This is a genomic window from Streptomyces sp. NPDC007095, from assembly GCF_040634475.1.
Taxonomy (GTDB): domain Bacteria; phylum Actinomycetota; class Actinomycetes; order Streptomycetales; family Streptomycetaceae; genus Streptomyces.
Genome location: NZ_JBEYFS010000106.1, coordinates 19940 through 38661, shown reverse-complemented (window position 1 = coordinate 38661; position 18722 = coordinate 19940). Strand labels below are relative to the sequence as shown.

16 protein-coding genes and 1 pseudogene are annotated in these 18722 nt (G+C 70.4%); 7 read left to right on the top strand and 10 right to left on the bottom strand.

From position 1 onward, the window contains the following. Both ABZ656_RS31250 and ABZ656_RS31245 read right to left on the bottom strand, forming a co-directional pair. On the bottom strand, nt 1-478 hold a 478-nt coding region (locus ABZ656_RS31250), incomplete at its 3' end, for an alpha/beta hydrolase fold domain-containing protein (protein ID WP_360272116.1). A gap of 257 nt (nt 479-735) precedes the next feature. Then, the gene (locus ABZ656_RS31245) at nt 736-897 is read right to left on the bottom strand and encodes a hypothetical protein (protein WP_360272113.1); all 162 of its coding nucleotides are present in this window, start codon (nt 895-897) and stop codon (nt 736-738) included. Between the two features lie 30 nt (nt 898-927). Between ABZ656_RS31245 and ABZ656_RS31240 the strand changes: the two genes are divergently transcribed. The 6 genes from ABZ656_RS31240 to ABZ656_RS31215 all read left to right on the top strand — a co-directional run bounded on the left by ABZ656_RS31240 (nt 928) and on the right by ABZ656_RS31215 (nt 6920). Beyond that, nucleotides 928-2805 carry an amidohydrolase gene (locus ABZ656_RS31240; protein WP_360272124.1) on the top strand — a complete coding sequence of 626 codons (1878 nt, stop codon included), beginning with the start codon at nt 928-930 and terminating at the stop codon, nt 2803-2805. Nucleotides 2806-2935: 130 nt separating this feature from the next. Further along, nucleotides 2936-3598 (top strand): hydrolase, encoded by a 663-nt coding sequence (locus tag ABZ656_RS31235; protein WP_075028080.1) that lies wholly within the window; start codon nt 2936-2938, stop codon nt 3596-3598. A gap of 65 nt (nt 3599-3663) precedes the next feature. Continuing rightward, nucleotides 3664-4188, top strand: coding sequence for a DoxX family protein (locus ABZ656_RS31230; RefSeq protein ID WP_101404106.1), 525 nt, complete (start codon nt 3664-3666; stop codon nt 4186-4188). Beyond that, nucleotides 4169-4906 (top strand): YoaK family protein, encoded by a 738-nt coding sequence (locus tag ABZ656_RS31225; protein WP_075028081.1) that lies wholly within the window; start codon nt 4169-4171, stop codon nt 4904-4906. Before ABZ656_RS31230 ends, ABZ656_RS31225 begins: the two co-directional genes overlap by 20 nt. Nucleotides 4907-4985: 79 nt before the next feature. Beyond that, entirely contained in the window at nt 4986-5711 is a 726-nt protein-coding gene (locus ABZ656_RS31220) for an alpha/beta hydrolase (protein WP_360272108.1), read from the top strand. A 3-nt stretch (nt 5712-5714) separates the two neighbouring features. Then, the gene (locus ABZ656_RS31215) at nt 5715-6920 is read left to right on the top strand and encodes an MFS transporter (RefSeq protein WP_079174066.1); all 1206 of its coding nucleotides are present in this window, start codon (nt 5715-5717) and stop codon (nt 6918-6920) included. A gap of 310 nt (nt 6921-7230) precedes the next feature. On the opposite strand, the pseudogene ABZ656_RS31210 reads toward ABZ656_RS31215, so the two are convergent. The 6 genes and pseudogenes from ABZ656_RS31210 to ABZ656_RS31185 all read right to left on the bottom strand — a co-directional run. Continuing rightward, nucleotides 7231-7335, bottom strand: a pseudogene (locus ABZ656_RS31210) (hypothetical protein); the annotation flags it as partial. A 174-nt stretch (nt 7336-7509) separates the two neighbouring features. After that, nucleotides 7510-8268, bottom strand: coding sequence for an aquaporin (locus ABZ656_RS31205; protein ID WP_177324048.1), 759 nt, complete (start codon nt 8266-8268; stop codon nt 7510-7512). Nucleotides 8269-8492: 224 nt separating this feature from the next. Next, on the bottom strand, nt 8493-10184 hold the full coding sequence (locus ABZ656_RS31200) for an ATP-binding cassette domain-containing protein (protein ID WP_360272103.1): 1692 nt from the start codon (nt 10182-10184) through the stop codon (nt 8493-8495). Further along, nucleotides 10181-11950, bottom strand: a complete 1770-nt coding sequence (locus ABZ656_RS31195) for an ATP-binding cassette domain-containing protein (RefSeq protein ID WP_360272100.1) — start codon at nt 11948-11950, stop codon at nt 10181-10183. Before ABZ656_RS31195 ends, ABZ656_RS31200 begins: the two co-directional genes overlap by 4 nt. After that, on the bottom strand, nt 11947-13224 hold the full coding sequence (locus tag ABZ656_RS31190) for a cytochrome d ubiquinol oxidase subunit II (RefSeq protein ID WP_101403245.1): 1278 nt from the start codon (nt 13222-13224) through the stop codon (nt 11947-11949). The genes ABZ656_RS31195 and ABZ656_RS31190 overlap by 4 nt, the downstream gene beginning before the upstream one ends. Then, a complete protein-coding gene (locus ABZ656_RS31185; protein WP_101403246.1) occupies nt 13217-14581 on the bottom strand; it encodes a cytochrome ubiquinol oxidase subunit I in 1365 nt (454 codons plus the stop codon). Before ABZ656_RS31185 ends, ABZ656_RS31190 begins: the two co-directional genes overlap by 8 nt. 618 nt (nt 14582-15199) lie before the next feature. Between ABZ656_RS31185 and ABZ656_RS31180 the strand changes: the two genes are divergently transcribed. Further along, nucleotides 15200-16903 (top strand): MFS transporter, encoded by a 1704-nt coding sequence (locus tag ABZ656_RS31180; RefSeq protein ID WP_101403247.1) that lies wholly within the window; start codon nt 15200-15202, stop codon nt 16901-16903. Between the two features lie 626 nt (nt 16904-17529). On the opposite strand, the gene ABZ656_RS31175 is transcribed toward ABZ656_RS31180, so the two are convergent. Both ABZ656_RS31175 and ABZ656_RS31170 read right to left on the bottom strand, forming a co-directional pair. Beyond that, the gene (locus ABZ656_RS31175; RefSeq protein WP_360272095.1) at nt 17530-17925 is read right to left on the bottom strand and encodes an SsgA family sporulation/cell division regulator; all 396 of its coding nucleotides are present in this window, start codon (nt 17923-17925) and stop codon (nt 17530-17532) included. A 331-nt stretch (nt 17926-18256) separates the two neighbouring features. Beyond that, a complete protein-coding gene (locus ABZ656_RS31170; RefSeq protein ID WP_101403249.1) occupies nt 18257-18664 on the bottom strand; it encodes a transposase in 408 nt (135 codons plus the stop codon). Between the last annotated feature and the right edge of the window lie 58 nt (nt 18665-18722).

Genomic DNA, 18722 nt, shown 5'->3' with positions numbered 1-18722 from the left:
CCGCGAGGCGGCTGCCGTCCAGGCCCTTGGACGCGCCCTGCTCCACGACCCACTGGGCGACGGCCCAGTTCTGCTCGATGGCGACCGGGTAGCGGACCTCGGGCGAGAGGTCGTACTCGGGGAAGACGACCGCGGCGTTCGCGCCGACGGCGAGTTCGCGGACCAGGCGGTCGTGGGTGTGGGCGTTGCCGAACACCCAGCCGGCGCCGTGGATGTAGATGATGACCGGCAGGGTGCCCGTGGCGCCGGCCGGCTTGACGATGCGCGCCCGGACGCTGCCCGTGGGGCCGCCCGAGACGGTGATCCACTCCTCGTCGATGTCCGGCTTCTCGATCTCGCCGGACTGCACCTCGTCGACCGCCTTGCGGCCGTCCGCCGGGGCGAGGTCGAACAGGTACGGCGGATTGGCGGTCGCCTCGGCGAACGCGGCTGCCGCGGGCTCCAGCACCGGCTGAACCGGTGTGACGGCGTCGGACATGTGAATCTCCCGAGTTCATGTGGTGCGCCGGTCTCTCCGGCGAGGTGAGGCGACTCCGGGGCAGGCACGGAGATCTGCGGAGTCGTCGATCGCCACGCTAAAGCCGCGCAGGCGGAGGAGATTGTCCACGAGTGCACCGGATTTGACCCGGCAGTGCACGGAGAGGCAGTGCACGGGGAGGCAGTGCACTGTCGGAACGCATCCAGTGCACTGCCGGGATACACGGACGCTTTGGCTCGAAATAGCCTGCCGGTGAATCATTCGCGGGTCGCCGGGGTCTGGGCCTGTGCATCGCGCAGAAATCGCACCCGGAATTCGGATGGGTTCAGCTTGGGCGCGGCAATGCGCATCCCCGGTTCCCTCCCGCCCGCCGCTGTCGCCCACTTGGAAGTCGATCCGATGAAATCGACGCCGTTCATCCCGCAGGAGGTTGTCGAAAGGTGTCCACGATGCCGGTCGGTGGGCTGATTCCCCGCGCCACCGACAACGCCGCGGACCTGGTCGTCCGCAACGCGAAGGTCCACACCGGAGACCCGGTCCGCCCACAGGCCGAGGCGATCGCCATCCGCGACGGTGTCATCACGGTCGTCGGCGACGACAACGACGTCGCCTCCCATGTCGGCCCGGACACGAAGGTGGTCGACGCCCTCGGCCGCCGGATGGTTCCTGGCCTCAACGACGCGCACCTGCATGTGATCCGAGGCGGGCTCAACTACGTACTGGAGTTGCGCTGGGACGGCGTCCCCACACTGCGCCAAGGCCTGGCGATGCTGCGTGAGCAAGCCGCCCGCACCCCCAAGGGGCAGTGGGTACGAGTGGTGGGCGGATGGTCGGCCGAGCAGTTCGCCGAACGGCGGCTGCCGAGCGTCACCGAGCTCAACGCCGTCGCGCCGGACACCCCGGTGTTCGTCCTGCACCTGTACCAGTCGGCGGTGCTCAACAGGGCGGCACTCAAGGCCGCCGGATTCACCCGGGACACCCCCGACCCCAAGGGCGGCCAGATCGTACGAGGCCGGGACGGTGAGCCGACAGGCATGCTGCTGGCCGCACCCAGCGCCCTCATCCTCTACTCGACCCTGGCCAAGGCTCCCGTGCTGGAGGGCGAGGACAAGAAGACCTCCACCCGTCACTTCCTACGGGAACTGAACAGGTTCGGACTCACGTCGGCGATCGACGCGGCCGGAGGGTTCCAGAACTTCCCGGACAACTACAGCACGGTGGTCGAACTGGCGAAGGCCGGTCAGCTGTCGCTGCGCATCGCCTACCATCTCTTCCCGCAGACCGCCGGTCAGGAGATCGACGATCTCACCCGCTGGATCGAAATGGCCCGCCCCGAAGACGGGGACGAATGGCTGCGCCTCAACGGCGCCGGCGAGAATCTCACCTGGGCGGCGGCGGATTTCGAGAACTTCGCCCAGCCGCGCCCGGAACACGCCGACTATGAGGCGGAATTCGAGAAGGCCGTACGTCTGCTCATGGAGAACGGCTGGGGTTTCCGGCTGCACGCCACCTATGACGAGACCATCCGCCGGGACCTGGCGGTGTTCGAGAAGCTCGCCGCGGAAGGGCTCTTCCCGGCCGGCAACCGATGGCTGTTCGACCATGCGGAGACCGTCTCCGCGGACAGCCTGGACCGCATCGCCGCCCTCGGCGGCGCCATGTCCGTGCAGAACCGGCTGTCCTTCCAGGGCGAGGCGTTCGTACGCCGCTACGGCCCCGGTGCCGCCGCGGACGCCCCACCGATCCGGGCCATGCTGGAGCGCGGCCTGACCGTCGGCGCCGGCACCGACGCCACCCGGGTCTCCACCTACAACCCGTGGGTCGCCCTGCACTGGCTGATCACCGGCCGCACCGTCGGAGACCTGGTCGTCCGCCCGCCGCACAACCGGGTCGACCGCCGGACCGCGCTGGCGATGTTCACCGAGGCGGGTGCCGCGCTGACCGGCGAGCAGAGCGTCAAGGGGGTCCTGCGCCCGGGCTTCCTCGGCGACCTCGCGGTCCTGTCCGAGGACTACTTCACCGTGCCCGAGCCGGACATCGCGCACATCGAGTCTCTGCTGACGGTCGTCGGTGGCCGGATCGTCTATGCCACCGCCGAGTACGAGGGCCTGGACGAGGAACTGCCTCCGGTCAGCCCCGAGTGGAGCCCCGTGGCGCACTTCGGCGGCTACCAGAGCACGCCCAGCACGGGCCTGTCGGGCACCCGCCAGGCCGAATTGCTCGGCCAGGCCGTCGCCGAGTCGGAGCAGCACCGCCAGTGGCGCGCGCGTCGCGGCCTCACCCCCGAAACCGCGAGCACGTTCTTCGACCCCTGCTTCTCCCTCTGATCTCCCGGGAGGGGCCCGGTCACGAGCCGCCCCTCCCGGGGCACCACCCCAACTCGCGTCGTCCACCGCGCGGTTGCTCTCACCAGCGGGCACCCGTCCGCGATCACCACACACATGGAAAGGCCCTCTCATGGTCAACATCTCCGATGTCACCGCGGCCCCCAGCCCCGACCTGCTGACCCCGGACAACTGCGCGGTGCTGTTCGTGGACCACCAGCCGCAGATGTTCTTCGGCACCGGCAGCGGCGACCGCACCGCGATCATCAACTCCACCGTCGGCCTGGCGAAGGCCGCCAAGGCGTTCGACGTGCCGGTCGTGCTGAGCACCGTGGCCGCCGAATCCTTCTCCGGACCGATCATGCCGCAGCTCGCCGACGTCTTCCCCGAACAGAAGATCATCGACCGCACCACGATGAACGCCTGGGAGGACGTCAACTTCGTCGAGGCCGTCAAGGCGACCGGCCGCAAGAAGCTCGTCATCGCCGGCCTGTGGACCGAGGTCTGCGTCGTCCTGCCCGCGCTCTCCGCCCTCGCGCAGGGCTACGAGGTCTACGTGGTCACCGACGCGTCCGGCGGCGTCAGCCCGCAGGCCCACGAACACGCCATCCAGCGCATGGTCCAGGGCGGCGCGGTCCCGGTGACCTGGGTGCAGGTGCTGCTTGAGCTCCAGCGCGACTGGGCCCGCGGCGAGACCTACATGTCGGTCATGGACGTGGTGAAGGAGCACGGCGGCACCTACGGCCTCGGAGTGGTCTACGCCCAGGCCGTGATCGGCGCCCACGCCGCCGGCTGATCCCCGCTCCTTCGCAGAGCAATCGCAGAGCAGTCAAGGACTGAGTCAGGAACAGGCAGGAAGAGATGAACGCTGGACTGCTGGTCCTCCGGCTGGTGGCGGGACTCCTCATCGCCGGCCACGGGGTTCAGAAGGTGAGTTTCCGGCTCGGAGGCCATGGCTTGGCGGGCGGAACCGAGGAGTTCCGCCACGACGGGTTCCGCGGCGGTCGGCTGACCGCGATCGTCGCGGGGGCCAGCCAGATCGGTGCCGGCCTGTTCCTGACCGCCGGACTGCTCACACCGCTGGCCGCGATGGCGGCCATGGGCGTGATGACGGTCGCGGGCACCGTGAAGTGGTCCAAGGGCCTGTGGGTGCAGAACGACGGCTACGAATACCCGCTGGTGCTAGTCGTCGTCTCCGCGGCGCTGGCTCTCACCGGACCCGGTCGGTGGTCCCTCGACCAGGCGCTGGGCGTCACGCCCTGGCCGCTGTGGGTCGTCCTCCCCGCGATCGTCGCAGGCCCGGTGAGCGGACTGCTCACCCGCCTCGTGTTGCACCGCCCGCCCGCCGCAACGGAAAGGAAGCAGTATGCACAGGCTGCTGAATGACGCGGTACGCACGCTCGCACCGCCCAGACAAGACCGTCACGGTCCGCTGCCTCCTCTGATGCTGGCCCTGACGGTGGTCACCGGCCTGGTCGACGCCGTGAGCTACCTGGGGCTCGGGCACGTCTTCGTCGCCAACATGACCGGCAACGTGGTGTTCCTGGGGTTCGCCCTGGTGGGCGCCGCGAACCTGTCCGTGCTCGCCTCCGTCGTCGCCCTGGCCGCGTTCCTCGTCGGCGCGCTCACCGGGGGCAGGCTCGGCACCCGGTTCGCGACCCACCGCGGAAACCTGCTGAAGACGGGCACCGCCGTGCAGACGGTTCTGGTCGCCGTCACCGTGGCTGCCGCCTCGGTCACCGACGGCCGGGTCACCACCGGTGTCCAGTACACGCTGATCGTGTTCCTCGGGCTCGGCATGGGCCTGCAGAACGCGGTCGCCCGGCGCCTCGGCGTCCCGGACCTCACCACGACCGTACTGACCCTGACCCTGACGGGGCTGGCCGCGGACTCCGCGCCGGCCGGTGGCGAGGCGCCACGCCCCGGCCGCCGGATCCTGTCCGTGCTCGCCATGTTCCTCGGCGCCTTCGTCGGAGCCCAGCTGGTTCTGCACGGCCACCTCGTGCTCACCCTGAGCCTGGCCCTGCTGCTCCTCGCGGTCATCTCCGTGACCACCCACCGCCTCTCGGCCGCCGACCCCGCCTGGACCCGGTCACCGTCCTGAGACAGACAGTGCGATCGAGCAGCAGAACACATCGCGCCCGAATGACTGTTGTCATGTTTCGTTTCTGAGGAGTTGTGCCGTGTCCGAATCCGGCAAGCCGACCGTCGTCCTCGTTCACGGCGCCTTCGCCGATGCTTCCAGCTACGCGCGGGTCATTCCCGAACTGCTCGCTGACGGCGTCGGTGTGGTCGCCCCCGCGCTGCCCAACCGCAGCCTCCTCGGTGACGCGGCCTACCTCGCCTCGGTCGTCCGGGCGATACCTGGGCCGGTCGTCCTGGTGGGTCATTCCTACGGCGGCGCCGTCATCACCGTCGCCGGTGCCGAGGACAACGTCAGGGCGCTGGTCTATCTGGCCGGCTTCGCCCTGGAGGAGGGCGAGAGCCTGAACGACATGCTGAGCCGGTCCTCGGACACCCGGCTCGCGAGCGCGCTCGTGCCATGGTCCTTCCCGGTCGAGGGCTCGGCCACCCCGGGCACCGAGCTGACCGTCGCGGTCGACAGGTTCCCTGCCCTGGTCGCCGCCGATGTCGACCCCGGCGTCGCCGCGGTGCTCGCGGTCTCCCAGCGCCCGGTGGCCGCCTCGGCCTTCTCCGGCAAGGCACCGGTCGCGGCCTGGAGAACGAAGCCCTCGTGGGGGATGGTCGCCGCAGCCGACCTCAATCCCGAGGTGGAGCGTTTCGGCTACGAGCGGGCCGGCACGACCATCGTCGAGGTCGACTCCTCGCACCTGGTGATGCTGGCGCAGCCCAAGCGGGTCGTGGAACTGATCCGCGAGGCGGTCCGGGCCATCGCCGAGGTCGGGTGAACCATGTCTGGGCTCGTCCCGCCGCACGGTCATCCTGAGGAGCTCGCCGCTCGCTCCGCGGCGCTCCAGTCGGCGCCGCCCCTCCCGGCGTCGCTCATGCGTGCCACCGGCTTTCTCTCCTTCTACGACCGGTTCGCCACCGCGCCCATGCTGGTGGTGTTCACCAGAGAGGAGGGTGTGTCTCTCAGCAGTGCCGTGCAACTGGTGACGGCCTACGTCATGCTGTACGCGCTGGGCCAGCCGGTGTGGGGGCTGCTCGGTGATCGTCTCGGTCGTCTGAAGGTCCTGCGGCTGGCTCTGGCCGGCACCCTGATCGGCAGCGTGGCCACCATCGCCGCCCCGGGGTTCGTCGCCCTGCTGGTGGTCCGAGCGGTGACCGGATTCTTCGTCGGGGCGCTGTTTCCCAGCATGCTGACCATCGTGGGCGACTCCTACACCGGTGCGGCCAGGGCCCGTGAGATCTCGAGCCTACAGACCTTCACCGCCCTGGGCACGACGGTCGCGACGTTGGCGGCGGGTGCGCTGGCCGTCTGGTTGGACTGGCGTGTCGTGTTCGGCATGACCGCGGTCGGGGCCGGGACTTTCCTGGTGCTCCTGCGGCGTGTGAAGGTGCCGCCCGCCGCGGGGGTACGGCACGACGTACGGAGCGCCTTCACCGCCTGGCCCGTCTGGATGTACCTGCTCGGGCTGTTGGAGGGCGGGATCCTGCTCGGCATCCTCACCTACATCGTCCCTGCCCTGGAGCGGGACGGCTTGTCCACTGCCGTGGCGGGCGCCGTCGGCGCCACGTACGGGGCCGGGATCATCGGGGGCGCCTACCTGGCGAAGCGGGTCGTGGCGCGCGCCGGTCGGACTGCCATGATCGCGATCGGTGCCACCACGCTCTTCGTCGCCTTCCTTCTCGCGAGCCTCTCCCAGGGCGTCCCGGCTCTGACGGCCACCGCGGTCCTCATCGGGACGTCGAATGCCTTCCTGCATTCCTCGCTCCAGGGGTGGGCCACCGATGTCGCGCCCGCCGCACGCGCGACGACCGTCTCGTTCTTCGTCGCCTCGGCCTTCCTGGGCAGTTCGGCCGCGACAGGTCTCACCGGTGGGCTGACCGGGCAGGGCTACGGGTCGATCTTCGAGGGGACCTGCGTCGCCACCGTGGTGCTGGCCGTCCTCGCGGTGGGCAGCCACGCGCTCTGGTCCCGCCGCCGCGGTGGCTGACACCCGCGGCTTGTCTCTTGACGTCCGTCCTTGAACGTGCCGCCGGACACCTGGCAGAACCGAGGCGTCCGTCGGCTGCGGCGCGTGGGGTATTCAGGGGCGGGGATGTAGCGGAGGTTGGCGCGGGCGAGTTGGACCATGGGCCGACGCCTCCGCGGAGGACGGTGCGGCTCGCGGAGAGGGAGAAGCCGGTCACCTGCTCGGTGGTGATCCTCGGCAGGGTGGCCGGCGCGTTGGGGGCAGTGACCGCATCCACCAGCGCGGGGCCGTTGTGGGAGAGCGCCTCCCGCAGAGCCTCACGCACGTTCCCGGGCTGCTCGGCCCGGATGCCGTGGGCGCCGACGGCCCTGGCGACGGCCGCGCAGTCGGTGTGCGGGTAACTGTGCCCTACGGCGGGCGGCAGCCCGTCGACCACGCTCGGATGCCTCTGAGGAAACCCTGCCCTTCACTTCAGGCGGGGGAGGAAGCCAACTCCCTCACTCCTGCTTCGAACCCGACGGGGCGAGAGCAGCCGGCACTGCACCTCATGTCCCAGGTCACCAAAGCTGCCCCTTGCCCGACTGCGCGGCCAGTAGGTGACTGCGGCTCACTATCCCGGCCCGTGCAGATCAGAGCCGTCGGCGTGAGTGCCGCAGAGCCGGTGGGTGAGCACGGCGTGGTGGCTGTGCGCCCTGTTCAGGACGGCGGCGGCGACCGCGGACCCCACCATGGGGGCGAGCAGGTAGACCCACAGGAAGCCGACTCGCCCGGAGGCCACGGCCGGCCCGAACTGGCGTGCCGGGTTTTCCGATCCTCCAGTGGTGGTGCCCAGCAGGGCGATCGCCGTGCAGATCAGGAAGCCGACCAGCCAGGGAACCACGGGCGCCAGTTTCGGGGACTGCAGGAAGAGCCCTACGAGGTAGACGATGCCCCCCATGCTGACGGCCTCGGCCACGAACAGCCCGCCGGTGGACCAGCCCTGACCGGGCTGCAACGCTGCGTCCACCACCGGAGGGTTCGCGACCGCCGGACCCCACAGCGCGCGGGCGGCGAAGACCCCGAGCACGGACCCGACGAGCTGAGCGGCGATGTACGGAAGGACCGACGCACCCGGGAAGACTCCGAGGCGCCACATGGCCAAGGAGACCGCTGGGTTGATGTGCCCTCCGGAGATCCGCCCCGGTCGACTGCGGATGAGCTTGACGAGAAGCAGGCCCACACACAGGCCGATGATCAGCAGTTTCAGGTGGATCTGCGGGATCGCGTCGGAGACCGGCGAGGGCCCGGCGATCCAGCGCACGATCGTGACCACGCCGAAGAGGAGCACCAACGCCAGGAGGCCTTCAAGGGCACTGTGTCCTGCAATCACTGCCGGAGGGGGCGCGGCTCCGGTCCTGTCGGGTGTTGCTCGTCGGCTGCGGGGTGTGGCGGATTCGGTCATGGGTCTCGAACATTTCCGGTGAGCGGGATGGAGGAGGGACAGAGCCGGCCAGGACTGCCGCCTCGGCCCTTCGCAGGCGGGCGTACGGCCGTTGCGGCATGCGCAACCCAAGCCTTTCGTATCCGCCTGGGCCTGAAGTCGGGCAACCGAGATCAACTTCCGCGACAGTGCCCGCGGCCCTGAGCGTTCAGCGGTTGCCGGGAGTCTGACTCCAGCCGCAGGGTGCGGGTGGGGGTGAAGGGGATCAGATCGTGGTGCCGGTCCGGCAGGGCGATCACCAGGGCGCTGTCCGGCAGGGCGCGGCGGACGCCCGTCAGCATCCGCACCGCCGTACGGTCGTCGAGGCCGGCCGTCGGTTCGTCGAGCAGGAGGACCGCGGGTGCCCTCAGGACCGCTCTTGCGATCACCAGACGGCGTCGCTGGCCCTGCGAGAGCGCACTGCCCAGCGGTCCCGTCGGGGTGTGGAGGGGTAGCTGTTCCAGGGCCGCGGCCGCCAGCGCGGCCCGGAGTGTGTCGTCGTCCGCTGCGGGGGCGGCCTGCCGGAGGTTCTCGGCGACGGTCGCGTCGGCGATCCAGTCTTCCGCCTCGACGAGGGTGAGCGTATCGGCGATCGCGCCGGCGGGCAGGGACTCTACGGGTACGCCGTCGAGCAGTACCGCCCCGGGGGCAGCGGGTGCGATGCGTCCCGCCAGAGTCTCCAGCAGGGTGCTTTTCCCGCTGCCGTTGGGCCCGGTGACCATGACGACGCTGCTGGGCTCGATCACCGCGGACCACCGGGTGCGGGCGTCGCTGACACCCACGGGCACCTGGCGGGCCACCAGACCACTTTTCGGCCGGGCGAGCCGCGGCGTCGCAGGGGATGCGGCACCCGGCCCCTCCGTGAGCACGCGGCGCGCCAGATCCTTCAGCCGCCCAGCGGCGTCGGCGGCCAGGCCGTGGTCGCGGAGCACCTGAGGGAGCGTCTCCACCAACTCGTAGGCGGCCGCGACCACCAGCACCTCGCCGATGGCGTCGGCAGCCGGCTGCGCGAAGACAGGACCGGACAGCGCCAGGACCAGGACCGCCGTCTGGCCGACCACGGCCAGCAGCCGCAGCAGCAGCCGGGCCCATCGCATCACCGACGCGGCCGCGGCCTCGGCCCGCCGGGCCCGGCCGACCGCGTGCGCGACCTGATCGCGGGCCAGATCCACCGCGTCCAGGCAGCGCAGCTCCGCAAGCGCGGAGCGCGCGCTGAGCAGCGCCGTGCGTGCGGCGGTCCGCGCTTCTGCGGCCGTCTGCTGGTGGCCGCGGGTCCGCCGCTCGGCGGCCACTGCCGTGGCTGCGGAGAGCACCAGCAGCAGCAGTTCGGCCGCGCCTGCCGGCGGACTCGCCACCAGGAGCAGAGTGACGATGACGGTGGCGGTCAGGCCGATCCCGGCCAGCGGCGGGACGACTTGCCCGGCCATCCCGCTCACCGCGCCGACGTCGCTGGTGAGCCGGGTCATCAGGGCCCCGTCGCGATGATTGCGCAGTTCGCGTGCCGGCACGGCGGTCGCGGCGCGGACCAGCCGTGAGCGCAGCGAGACGGTCGCGCCGAGCAGGGCGCCATGGCTGACCAGGCGCTCCCCGTAGCGCAGACCGGTGCGGCCCAGGGCGAGAGCGCGGACCGTTCCCGAGGGGTACATCCACGACCAGGCGGTGTTCGCCTGTGCGGTGACCACGGCGCAGGAGGTCAGGAACCAGCCGGACACGCCGAGCAGACCGGCGGCGCAGAGTTCGGCGGTCCCGGCGAGCACTGCTGCGAACAGCAGGTCCCGGCGTGTCCGATGGTCCGCCGCCGTCCACAGCAGCCTGAATGCTGTCACAGCGTCTCCCTGATCCGGGACACCCGTCCCTGGCTCAACTGCACGATGTCATCGGCGATTTCGAGGAGTGCCGGGCTGTGTGTCGTGAGCAGCACGGTGCGGCTGCGCGCGAGCGTCCGAATGGCGCCGATGACGCGGGCCTCGCCGTCCGGGTCCAGATGGGCGGTGGGTTCGTCCAGACACAGCAGCGGAGTGTCGCGGAGCAGCGCCCGGACCAGCACCAGTTGCTGCATCTGCCCGGAGGACAGCCCCCATCCGCGTTCCCCGACCCGGGTCCCCAGGCCCTGGGGGAGTGCGGCCAGCAGATCCTCGAAGCCCAGTGCCGCGAACGCCGCGGTCAGCTGTACGTCGTCGGTGTCGCGCCGGGCCAGCAGCAGGTTGTCGCGCAGCGTGCCCGGGAGGAGGTAGGAGGGCTGGCCGGCCCATGCCGTCATGGTCGGCGAGGCGGGCAGGGACGCGGAACCGGTGGTGTGCAGGCACCATCCGTGGTCCGGCTCGCGCAGGCCTGCCGCCACGGAGAGCAGGGTGGTCTTGCCGGCGCCGCTGGGCCCGCCGATGGCAACGATCGAACCCGGCGGCACGGTCAGGGTGATGTCGTCCAGTGCCGCGTCGTCACGACCCGGGTACCGGACGCCCACCTCCTCCATGATCAGACCGGCCGGGCTCGGCGGACTCGGACGACGTACGGCGGGCACTCGGGCCACGCGCCCGCCGACCGATGCAACCGGAGTCCGGTCGATGATCTCCGCGATCAGCTCGGCCGCCGCTGCGGCCTCGGCACGGGCGTGGTAGCCGCGGGCGAGTTCCCGGGCCGGGGCGAAGTACGCCGGGGTGAGGACGAGCACGAACAGCGCGGTGCCCAGGCTCATGGTGGACGGGACCACGGGCAGGTCGAGGTAGCCGAGCAGGGCGAGTCCGCAGTATGTGGCGACAACAGCCATGGCCACGGTGATGAGGAGCTCGATCCAGGCAGTCGAGAGGAAGGCCACCCGCAGCACGGTGTGGGTGCGCCTGGCCAGCTCCCTGTCGGCTGCCTCGATTGTGAGCACCGCTTCCTCACCGGCTCCGAGGCCGACGAGCGTGGGCAGTCCGCGCAGTTGGTCCAGCAGATGGGTGCTCAGCCTCCGGGTGGCGGTGAGCTGGGCGTGCACGGCGGCGCGGGTGCCCAGGCCGATCACCTTGAGGTTGAACGGCAGTAGCGGGGTCGCCAGCACCAGCATCAGAGCGACGGCCCAACTGCGGGTCAGTACCGCGGCCAGCACGATGCCGCTTCCCAGCAGCATCGCCCGCCGGGCGGGGACGTACGTCGTCAGCCACTGGCTCAGTCGGGCAACCTCGCCGTCGAGGGCCTCAGCGAGAGCGGCGTCGGACACCTCCTCGCGGGGCGTACCCGTCTTGGGGAGTGCGGCCCCGAGCAGGCGGGTGCGCAGGTGGTCCTGGACGGCGGCCGCGCCGTCGTCGGCGATCCGGTCCGCCACAGCGAGCAGGACCGCGCGCAGCAGCAGCCCGGCGGCGACCAGCGCTGCGCTGGAGAGCACCGAAGTCAGGGGCACGCCCGCGGTTGGGGTTCGCAGGGCGGTCTGGGCCGCCCGGCCCAGCCCCGCGGCCCAGAGGACATGGCCCGCGGCCGACAGTCCCCGCAGAGTGCCGGCTCGCCGGAACGCGGGTTCGCCGACCGTCGACCATTCGGTGAGCAGTCCCGCCGCCCGCTGCCGGTCTTCGTCGTCCCGGCCGAGCCGGGCGAGGTGGTCGGGGATGTCGTTCACCTGTCGGCCGCCTGGAGGTCGAATTCGCCGGCGGTCGCCGAGCGGCGGTCGGCGCGGATCCACAGGACGAGTGCGGTGACGGAGAACACCGCGACTCCGGCCGGGTCGATCCACACCCGCACATCACCGAAGATGTCCTGCGAGACGGCGGCCACCGCGACGGCCAGCAGGGTCAGGAGCACGCGTCGGGTGACAACGGCCGCCCACGGACCGTCGCCCGCGGCCGGCGCCACCGCCGCGGGATGCTCCGCGGCAGCCGTGGTGCCGGACGGACCGGCCGCCTCGGTGTGGGCGGGTGGCTGGGCGAACTTCCCACGGAAGACCCACCACGCGTAGATGTTGTAGGTCAGCACGACCGGCATGCACCCGCCCACCCCGATGAGCAGAAACAGCTGCGACCCGTGCGGGCTGGCGGCCGCGTGCACGGTCAGATCGGGTGGGACGACGACGGGTGCGGTGGCGGCGACCAGCGCGAGCAGGCCCGCGGCCTCCGTACCGGCCACGGCGGCGAACGGACGCCAGTCCGGCCGGCGGCCGAAGCCGTACCAGGCGATCGCCGCGCAGACCACGGCCACCGCCACCGCGAGGGCGAACAGGGCCGCGCGGAGGGGCTGGTCGAAGCGCAGGTGCTGCGGGTCGGCGAGCCGGAGCCCGAATCCCAGGACCAGGCCGGCCGCCGCGACCGCCAGGAGCAGCGGCCGGCCCAGTCGGCCCGCCCGTTCGTGGGCGGTCCCCGTGGTCTTGTCCTGCAGCCATGCGGCACCGGCCAGCAGATAGACGGCCACCAGCCCCAGGGCGCACAGCACGCTGTAGGGCGTCAGCCAGTCCCAGGTGCCCCCGGTGAACACCCCGCCGCGGTGGGGCAGTCCGGACAGGACGCCCCCGGCCACGAGGCCCTGGCACACAGTGGCCACCAGCGATGAGACTCCGAAGACGAGGCCCCAGCCGCGCCGATAGCCGGGGGCGGCGCTCTGCAGCTCGATGGCCGTGCCGCGCAGCACGATGGCGAGCAGCATGACGATGAGCGGCAGGTAGACGCCGGGCAGCACGGTGGCGTAGACACCTGGCAGGCCCGCCCACAGCACCACGCCCGCCAGGATGATCCAGCTCTCGTTGGCGTCCCAGGCGGTCGCGATCAGCTCGTTGTACTCCTTGCGCCGCTGGTCGCTGCGGTCGAACAGGGTCAGGATGCCGATTCCCAGGTCGTAGCCGTCGAGTAGCACATAGGCGCCGAGTGCGAGCAGGACCAAGGCGTATGACGCGTACTCAAGCATGGCTGATCTCCGTGGGGTGGACGGTGGTGCCGTCGTCGGTCACCAGGTGCTCGGGGCCGGTCCGCACCGTGCGGACGATGTAGCGGATCCACAGCCCGAGCAGCAGCGCGTAGACGGTGACGAAGCCGGTGAGGCTGGCGATCGCCGCGCCGAGGGAGAGGTGGGAGACGGCGTCACTGGTGCGGATCAGGCCGTAGACGACCCAGGGCTGCCGGCCGGTCTCCGCGGTGATCCAGCCGCCGCTGATGGCCACGACACCGGCGGGGGCCATCCAGACCATCAGCCGGTGGAACCGACGGGCTGTGTACAGCCTGCCTCGCAGCCGCAACACCAGTCCGGCGAAGGCCATGCCGAACATCGCCAGAGCGGTGAAGTACATCGTCCGGAAGCCGTAGAAGGCGGACCACATGTTGGGGCGCTCGTCCTTGGGCGTCTGCAGCAGTCCGGGGACGTGCGCCTTTCCGGACAGGTCCTTGCCGATGACGGCGCCCAGGTGCGGTATCTCGACATGAAGCTTGTTCTCACCCTTGTCCGTGTCGGGCACCACGAGCAGGTTGTAGCCGTTGTTGTCGGTCTTCCAGTTGCCTTCGAAGGCCTCCAGTTTCGCGGGCTGGTGTGCGCCCATGAACGCGGCGGTGGCGTCGCCCACGTACAGCTGCACGGGCATCAGGATGGCCAGCACTCCCAGGGCGATGGACAGGGTGCGGCGTGCGAAGGGCAGTGCTCGCTGTTTGACCAGGTACCAGGCGGCGATTCCGCCGATGAACCAACTGGCGCTGATCAGCACCGCGAGCAGGATGTGCGGGTACCGGTAGGAGAATGCCGGGTTGAAGAGCACGTGCCACCAGTTGCTCGCCCGGAACTGGCCGTCGACCTCGGTGAAGCCCACGGGGTCCTGCATCCAGCTGTTGGCGGACAGGATCCACGTCGTGGACAGCAGGGTGCCGACGACGAGCATCCAGCAGGCCAGCGCCATGGTCCGGGGACGCACGCGGCCGTCGCCGTACAGCATGATGCCGATGAACCCGGCCTCCAGGAAGAAGGCCGTGATGACCTCCATTCCGATCGTGACACCGAGGATCGGGCCGACCGCATGGGCGTATCTTCCCCAGTTGAGCCCGAACTCGAAGGTCATGACGGTTCCGGCGACCACGCCGAGGCCGAATCCGACCGCGAATATCTTCTTCCAGAAACGGAATATCTGAAGGTACAGCGGATTCCCGGTCCTGAGGTACACCGTGTACATCACGGCCAAAAAGACGGAGAGTCCGACAGTCAGCGCGGGAAAACTCATGTGAAAGACTGCGGTGACGGCGAACTGCCATCGTGAGATCTCCACCACTGCGGGCGAGGCCACGGTGTCTCCTCTGGTCGATTTCGGTCGGTCCGGATGGCGCCGGCCGGCCCTGGCGGAATTGCCCGCGCGATGGGGCTTTTGGCCCGGCCGCGAGGCACCGGTAATGGAGTGGCCCACCCCGCGGACGGCCTCGAGGATGAGGCCCGCGACAGCCTCTGGCTGTGCACCACGACGGCGTGCGAGGCCCCTTCCTCCGCTTGTGGCGTGGGCCGATGGCCGGGGACGGCGGCCACGAATTCCGTGACGGTCTTGGAATTCCTCGACTCCTGGGGCCACCGTAGGGTCGGCCGGGGGGCGTCCTTTGCCTCTCGGCGCATCACTCGTGTCCCCGCAGCGCAATGCGTGGGATGCGGCGCGGCCGCAGTTCACTTCCGGACCGAAGGCAGTGCACTGCCGGGCAAGTGAGGTACACCAGGGCGCTTTTACGTCCTCGCGGGGGGCCGACGGGCCTTGTCGGGGCATACCGCCGGGCACTGCGCTCAGGAGCCACAGGCGGTGCGCTCTCGGTCAATCGCCTTCCGTCGCCCGCCCCTACAGTCGGCACCGGCTATGCCCGTACGGCGCCTGAGACATTGCCGGATGCAAGGTGTCCGCGTTCTCGTTCCGGTATGGACCAGCATGAGCTCCGCACTGTCACCGAAAGACCACCCAGGACCGGATTCGGCCTGGGCCCCGTTCGCGGCGCGCGTCTTCCGCGCGCTGTGGATCGCGCAACTCGTCTCCAACATCGGCAGCTGGATGCAGACGGTGGGCGCACAGTGGCTGCTGGTCGGGCACAACGCCGCACTGGTGACGCTCGTTCAGACAGCCTCCAGCCTCCCCGTCGTACTGCTGGCCCTGCCCTCGGGCGTGCTGGCCGACCGTTATGACCGCCGAACGGTGCTGCTGGCCGCGCAGTTCGCCATGCTTGCCGTCTCCACCGCGCTGACCGTGCTGGCGTTCGCGGATGAGCTCACTCCCCAACTGCTGCTCGGCCTCACCTTCCTGCTGGGCTGCGGCACCGCTCTGATGGGCCCGGCCTGGCAGGCGATCCAGCCGGAGCTCGTGGAACGCCGCCAGTTGGGGCAGGCGGCCGCGCTCGGCGCCGTGAACATGAACCTGGCCCGCGCCCTCGGCCCGGCAGTCGGCGGCGCGGTGGTCGCGGCGGCGGGCGCGGGCTGGGTCTTCGCCTTCAATGCCGCGTCCTACCTCGGCATCGCCGCCGTTCTCATGCTCTGGAGGCGGCCACCGACCCAGGTGCCCACGGCTGAGGCCGAGAAGCTCCTGACGGCTCTGCACGCCGGCCGTCGCTACGTGTGGTATGCGCCTGGCGTCCGTCGAGTCCTGCTGCGTACGGTGCTGTTCATACCCGGCGGCGCCGCGCTGTGGTCGCTGCTTCCCCTGGTCGCGAGCCGTTCCCTGGGCCTGGGTTCGGGAGGGTACGGGCTGCTGCTCGGTGCGGTCGGTGTCGGTGCTGTGGGCGGGGCCTTCGTGCTCCCCGCCGTCCGCCGCGCTCTGGGCGTCAACGGCACTCTCGCCGCGGGTGCCGTCGTCTTCGCCGGAGTGCTGGCGGTACTGGCCACGGTCCGGATCCCCTGGCTCGCGGTGGTCGTGCTGCTGCCCGCCGGACTGGCCTGGATCGGAGTGCTGTCCATCCTCAACGCGGCTCTCCAGACGCGGCTGCCCGGCTGGGTCAGGGCCCGGGGACTCGCCGTCTATCTCCTGGTCTTCCAGGGCGGGCAGGCACTGGCGGCACCCCTGTGGGGTGCGCTGGCCGATGGACTGGGGCTGACCGTCTCCCTCCTGGCCGGCAGCGGGCTGCTCCTGGTCGGCGCGGTGAGCGTGCGCCGCTGGCCGCTGCACGGCACGGACGGCATCGACCCGACCCTGTCCGACCACTGGCCCGTTCCGCCCCTGGTGTTCGAGCCCGGGCCGGCCGACGGCCCCGTGCTGGTCTCCGTGGCCTACCGGGTCGACCCCGGGAACTGGGCCGCCTTCACCGGCTGCATGGATCATGTGGCCCGTTCACGTCGGCGCACGGGAGCCCTCACCTGGGGGCTCTATCAGGACGGCAACGATCCGGAGCGGTTCATCGAGAACTACCTGGTCGCCTCATGGTCGGAGCATCTCGCCCAGCACCACAGCCGGCTCACGGCCACCGACCGCCGTTACGAGGAGCGGGCCCGCCGCCTGCTGGTGAAGGGCACCGCACCAGAGGTGACCCACGCATTCGATGCCGCCGCGGGTCCCGTGGTGCCCGAGACGGAGGAGACGGCCGACGCGATCACCACCTCGGGGCGACGCCCACCGGAGGACCGGGCGGGGACGGGCGCGACTGCGTGAGACGGCGCCAAGTCCTGTCACCCGCTGGACGACGTGCCGTAGCCGCGCGGGTTGTGAAACACCGGTGGGGTACGCGGTGAGGGCGAGAACGCCGGTGCCGCGCTCGGGCGTTTCTGATGTCAGGGCGAGCGGGCTGGTGCCCGGCGCCGCGGCGATGCCGCGAGCGAGGCCGAATGCGATGCGACCCACGTCCACTCGCGCTTGACCTCGTCGTCCCCGGCGTCCTCGACCCAGGCCGGCGACAGCCCCGGCTGCTCCCGTCGCGCTCTTTCCAGTGCCGGCGATTCACCCGGCGTGATGAGAAAGTCCTCAGCCGCCCCCTTCGCGCGGTACCCCCGCAGCACGACACCGCGCTCAGCGACGAGCCAAGCCGAACCCTCGCGCTGCGCGCCGTAGTAGTACGCCTGTGCACGGCTGTAGCGCGCGCTCAGTTCAGTACGCGGACGGAGCACCTGTCTCTGCGCTCGCCATCGCATGGATCGCGCACGGTCCGATGATCAGCGTCCACCCGGGTCATCCGCCGAGACGCGCACGGACACATGGTGCCACCGCCAAACACACAGCCAGGGGTCCGAGGCCAGAGCTCAAGGGCCGCTTCCCCGGCATTTCGCCAGGTCGAGTGTGACTCAGTCGCGCCTGTCGGTGAGCTCGGCGAGGGCACGGTCCATGTCGATGTGAAGGCTCTCGGTCCCCGGGGGTACGAGTGAGTCCGTCCGCCGCAGGAACGCGGCGACTGTGGACGCCGCGATGTCGACCAGCGCCGCGCCGGCGGCCGACCTCAGCACGATACGCACGGAGTCCGGATGACAACGGTGCCGGGGAATCACCAGCACGTCCCCGGTGCCGGTGGGCCGGCGCAGGCCCTCTGTGAGCAGAGAGCGGGCGAACACCCAGTCCACGGTTCTGGCCGGGGGTGCGCCGAGACACAGTCGGACGGCGTAGGGGTCGGTCATGTCGTAGTGCAGCTCCGCGGGCAGCGGGGCCGACAGCTCGTCCGGGACGCTGACGCGCACTGTCACCATGCACATGACCGAGGGAAGAGGCTGGGTCATTTCATTCCCCAACAATGGCTACAGAAGCGGATTTCTTACGAATGACCCTAAAACATTACAGCGAGTGCATGTTGTCGCATAATGCACGGAATGTGGCACGAGAAAGAACCGGGCAGAGGTTTCAGGTATTGACCTCGATTCGTCTGCGGCCTGATCGGTCCCACTGATCCGACACCTTGCACTGGTTTGTCCGGCAGGTCGGTGCAGGGGCCCTCGCATGCGCTGCGGGGGCGTCGGGGTCCACGGGCCCGAGGGTGGTGCGTCCTGTCCTTTCCGGTGTCGTCGGGGTGGTGACCAGCCGTCAGGTGCGGGCCGGAAGTTCGGTGGCGCGCCGCCAGGCGATGGTGAACGCGGTGGCCCAGGGCCAGGTGCGGTCGAGGTGGAGGGTGCGCCGTCGGGCGTGGGCGGTGAGGCGGGCGGGCAGGTGGTACAGCTTCATGCGGATCGTCTCCGGCTCGGCCTTGGCCAGGTCCGGCTCCTCGTGCAGGAGGAGGAGCCGGGTCCAGGCGTCGAGGTCAGTGTCGAGGGCGGCGGCGAGGACCCAGGCGGCATTCAACTGCCAGGACTTCGAGGGCAGCAGTCCGAGACCGACCTGCTTGATCGCTTTCACGCGGTCCTCCACCTCGGCATGATCGCGATACAAGGCGTCGACGAACCAGCCGGGCGACCCTTCCGCCCGGCAGTTCGACGACCACGCACTCGTCCTCACTGCCCTGCGCGACGAGCCGACGCGTTCGCAATGTCCACCGCGCCGAAGAACGGAGTGC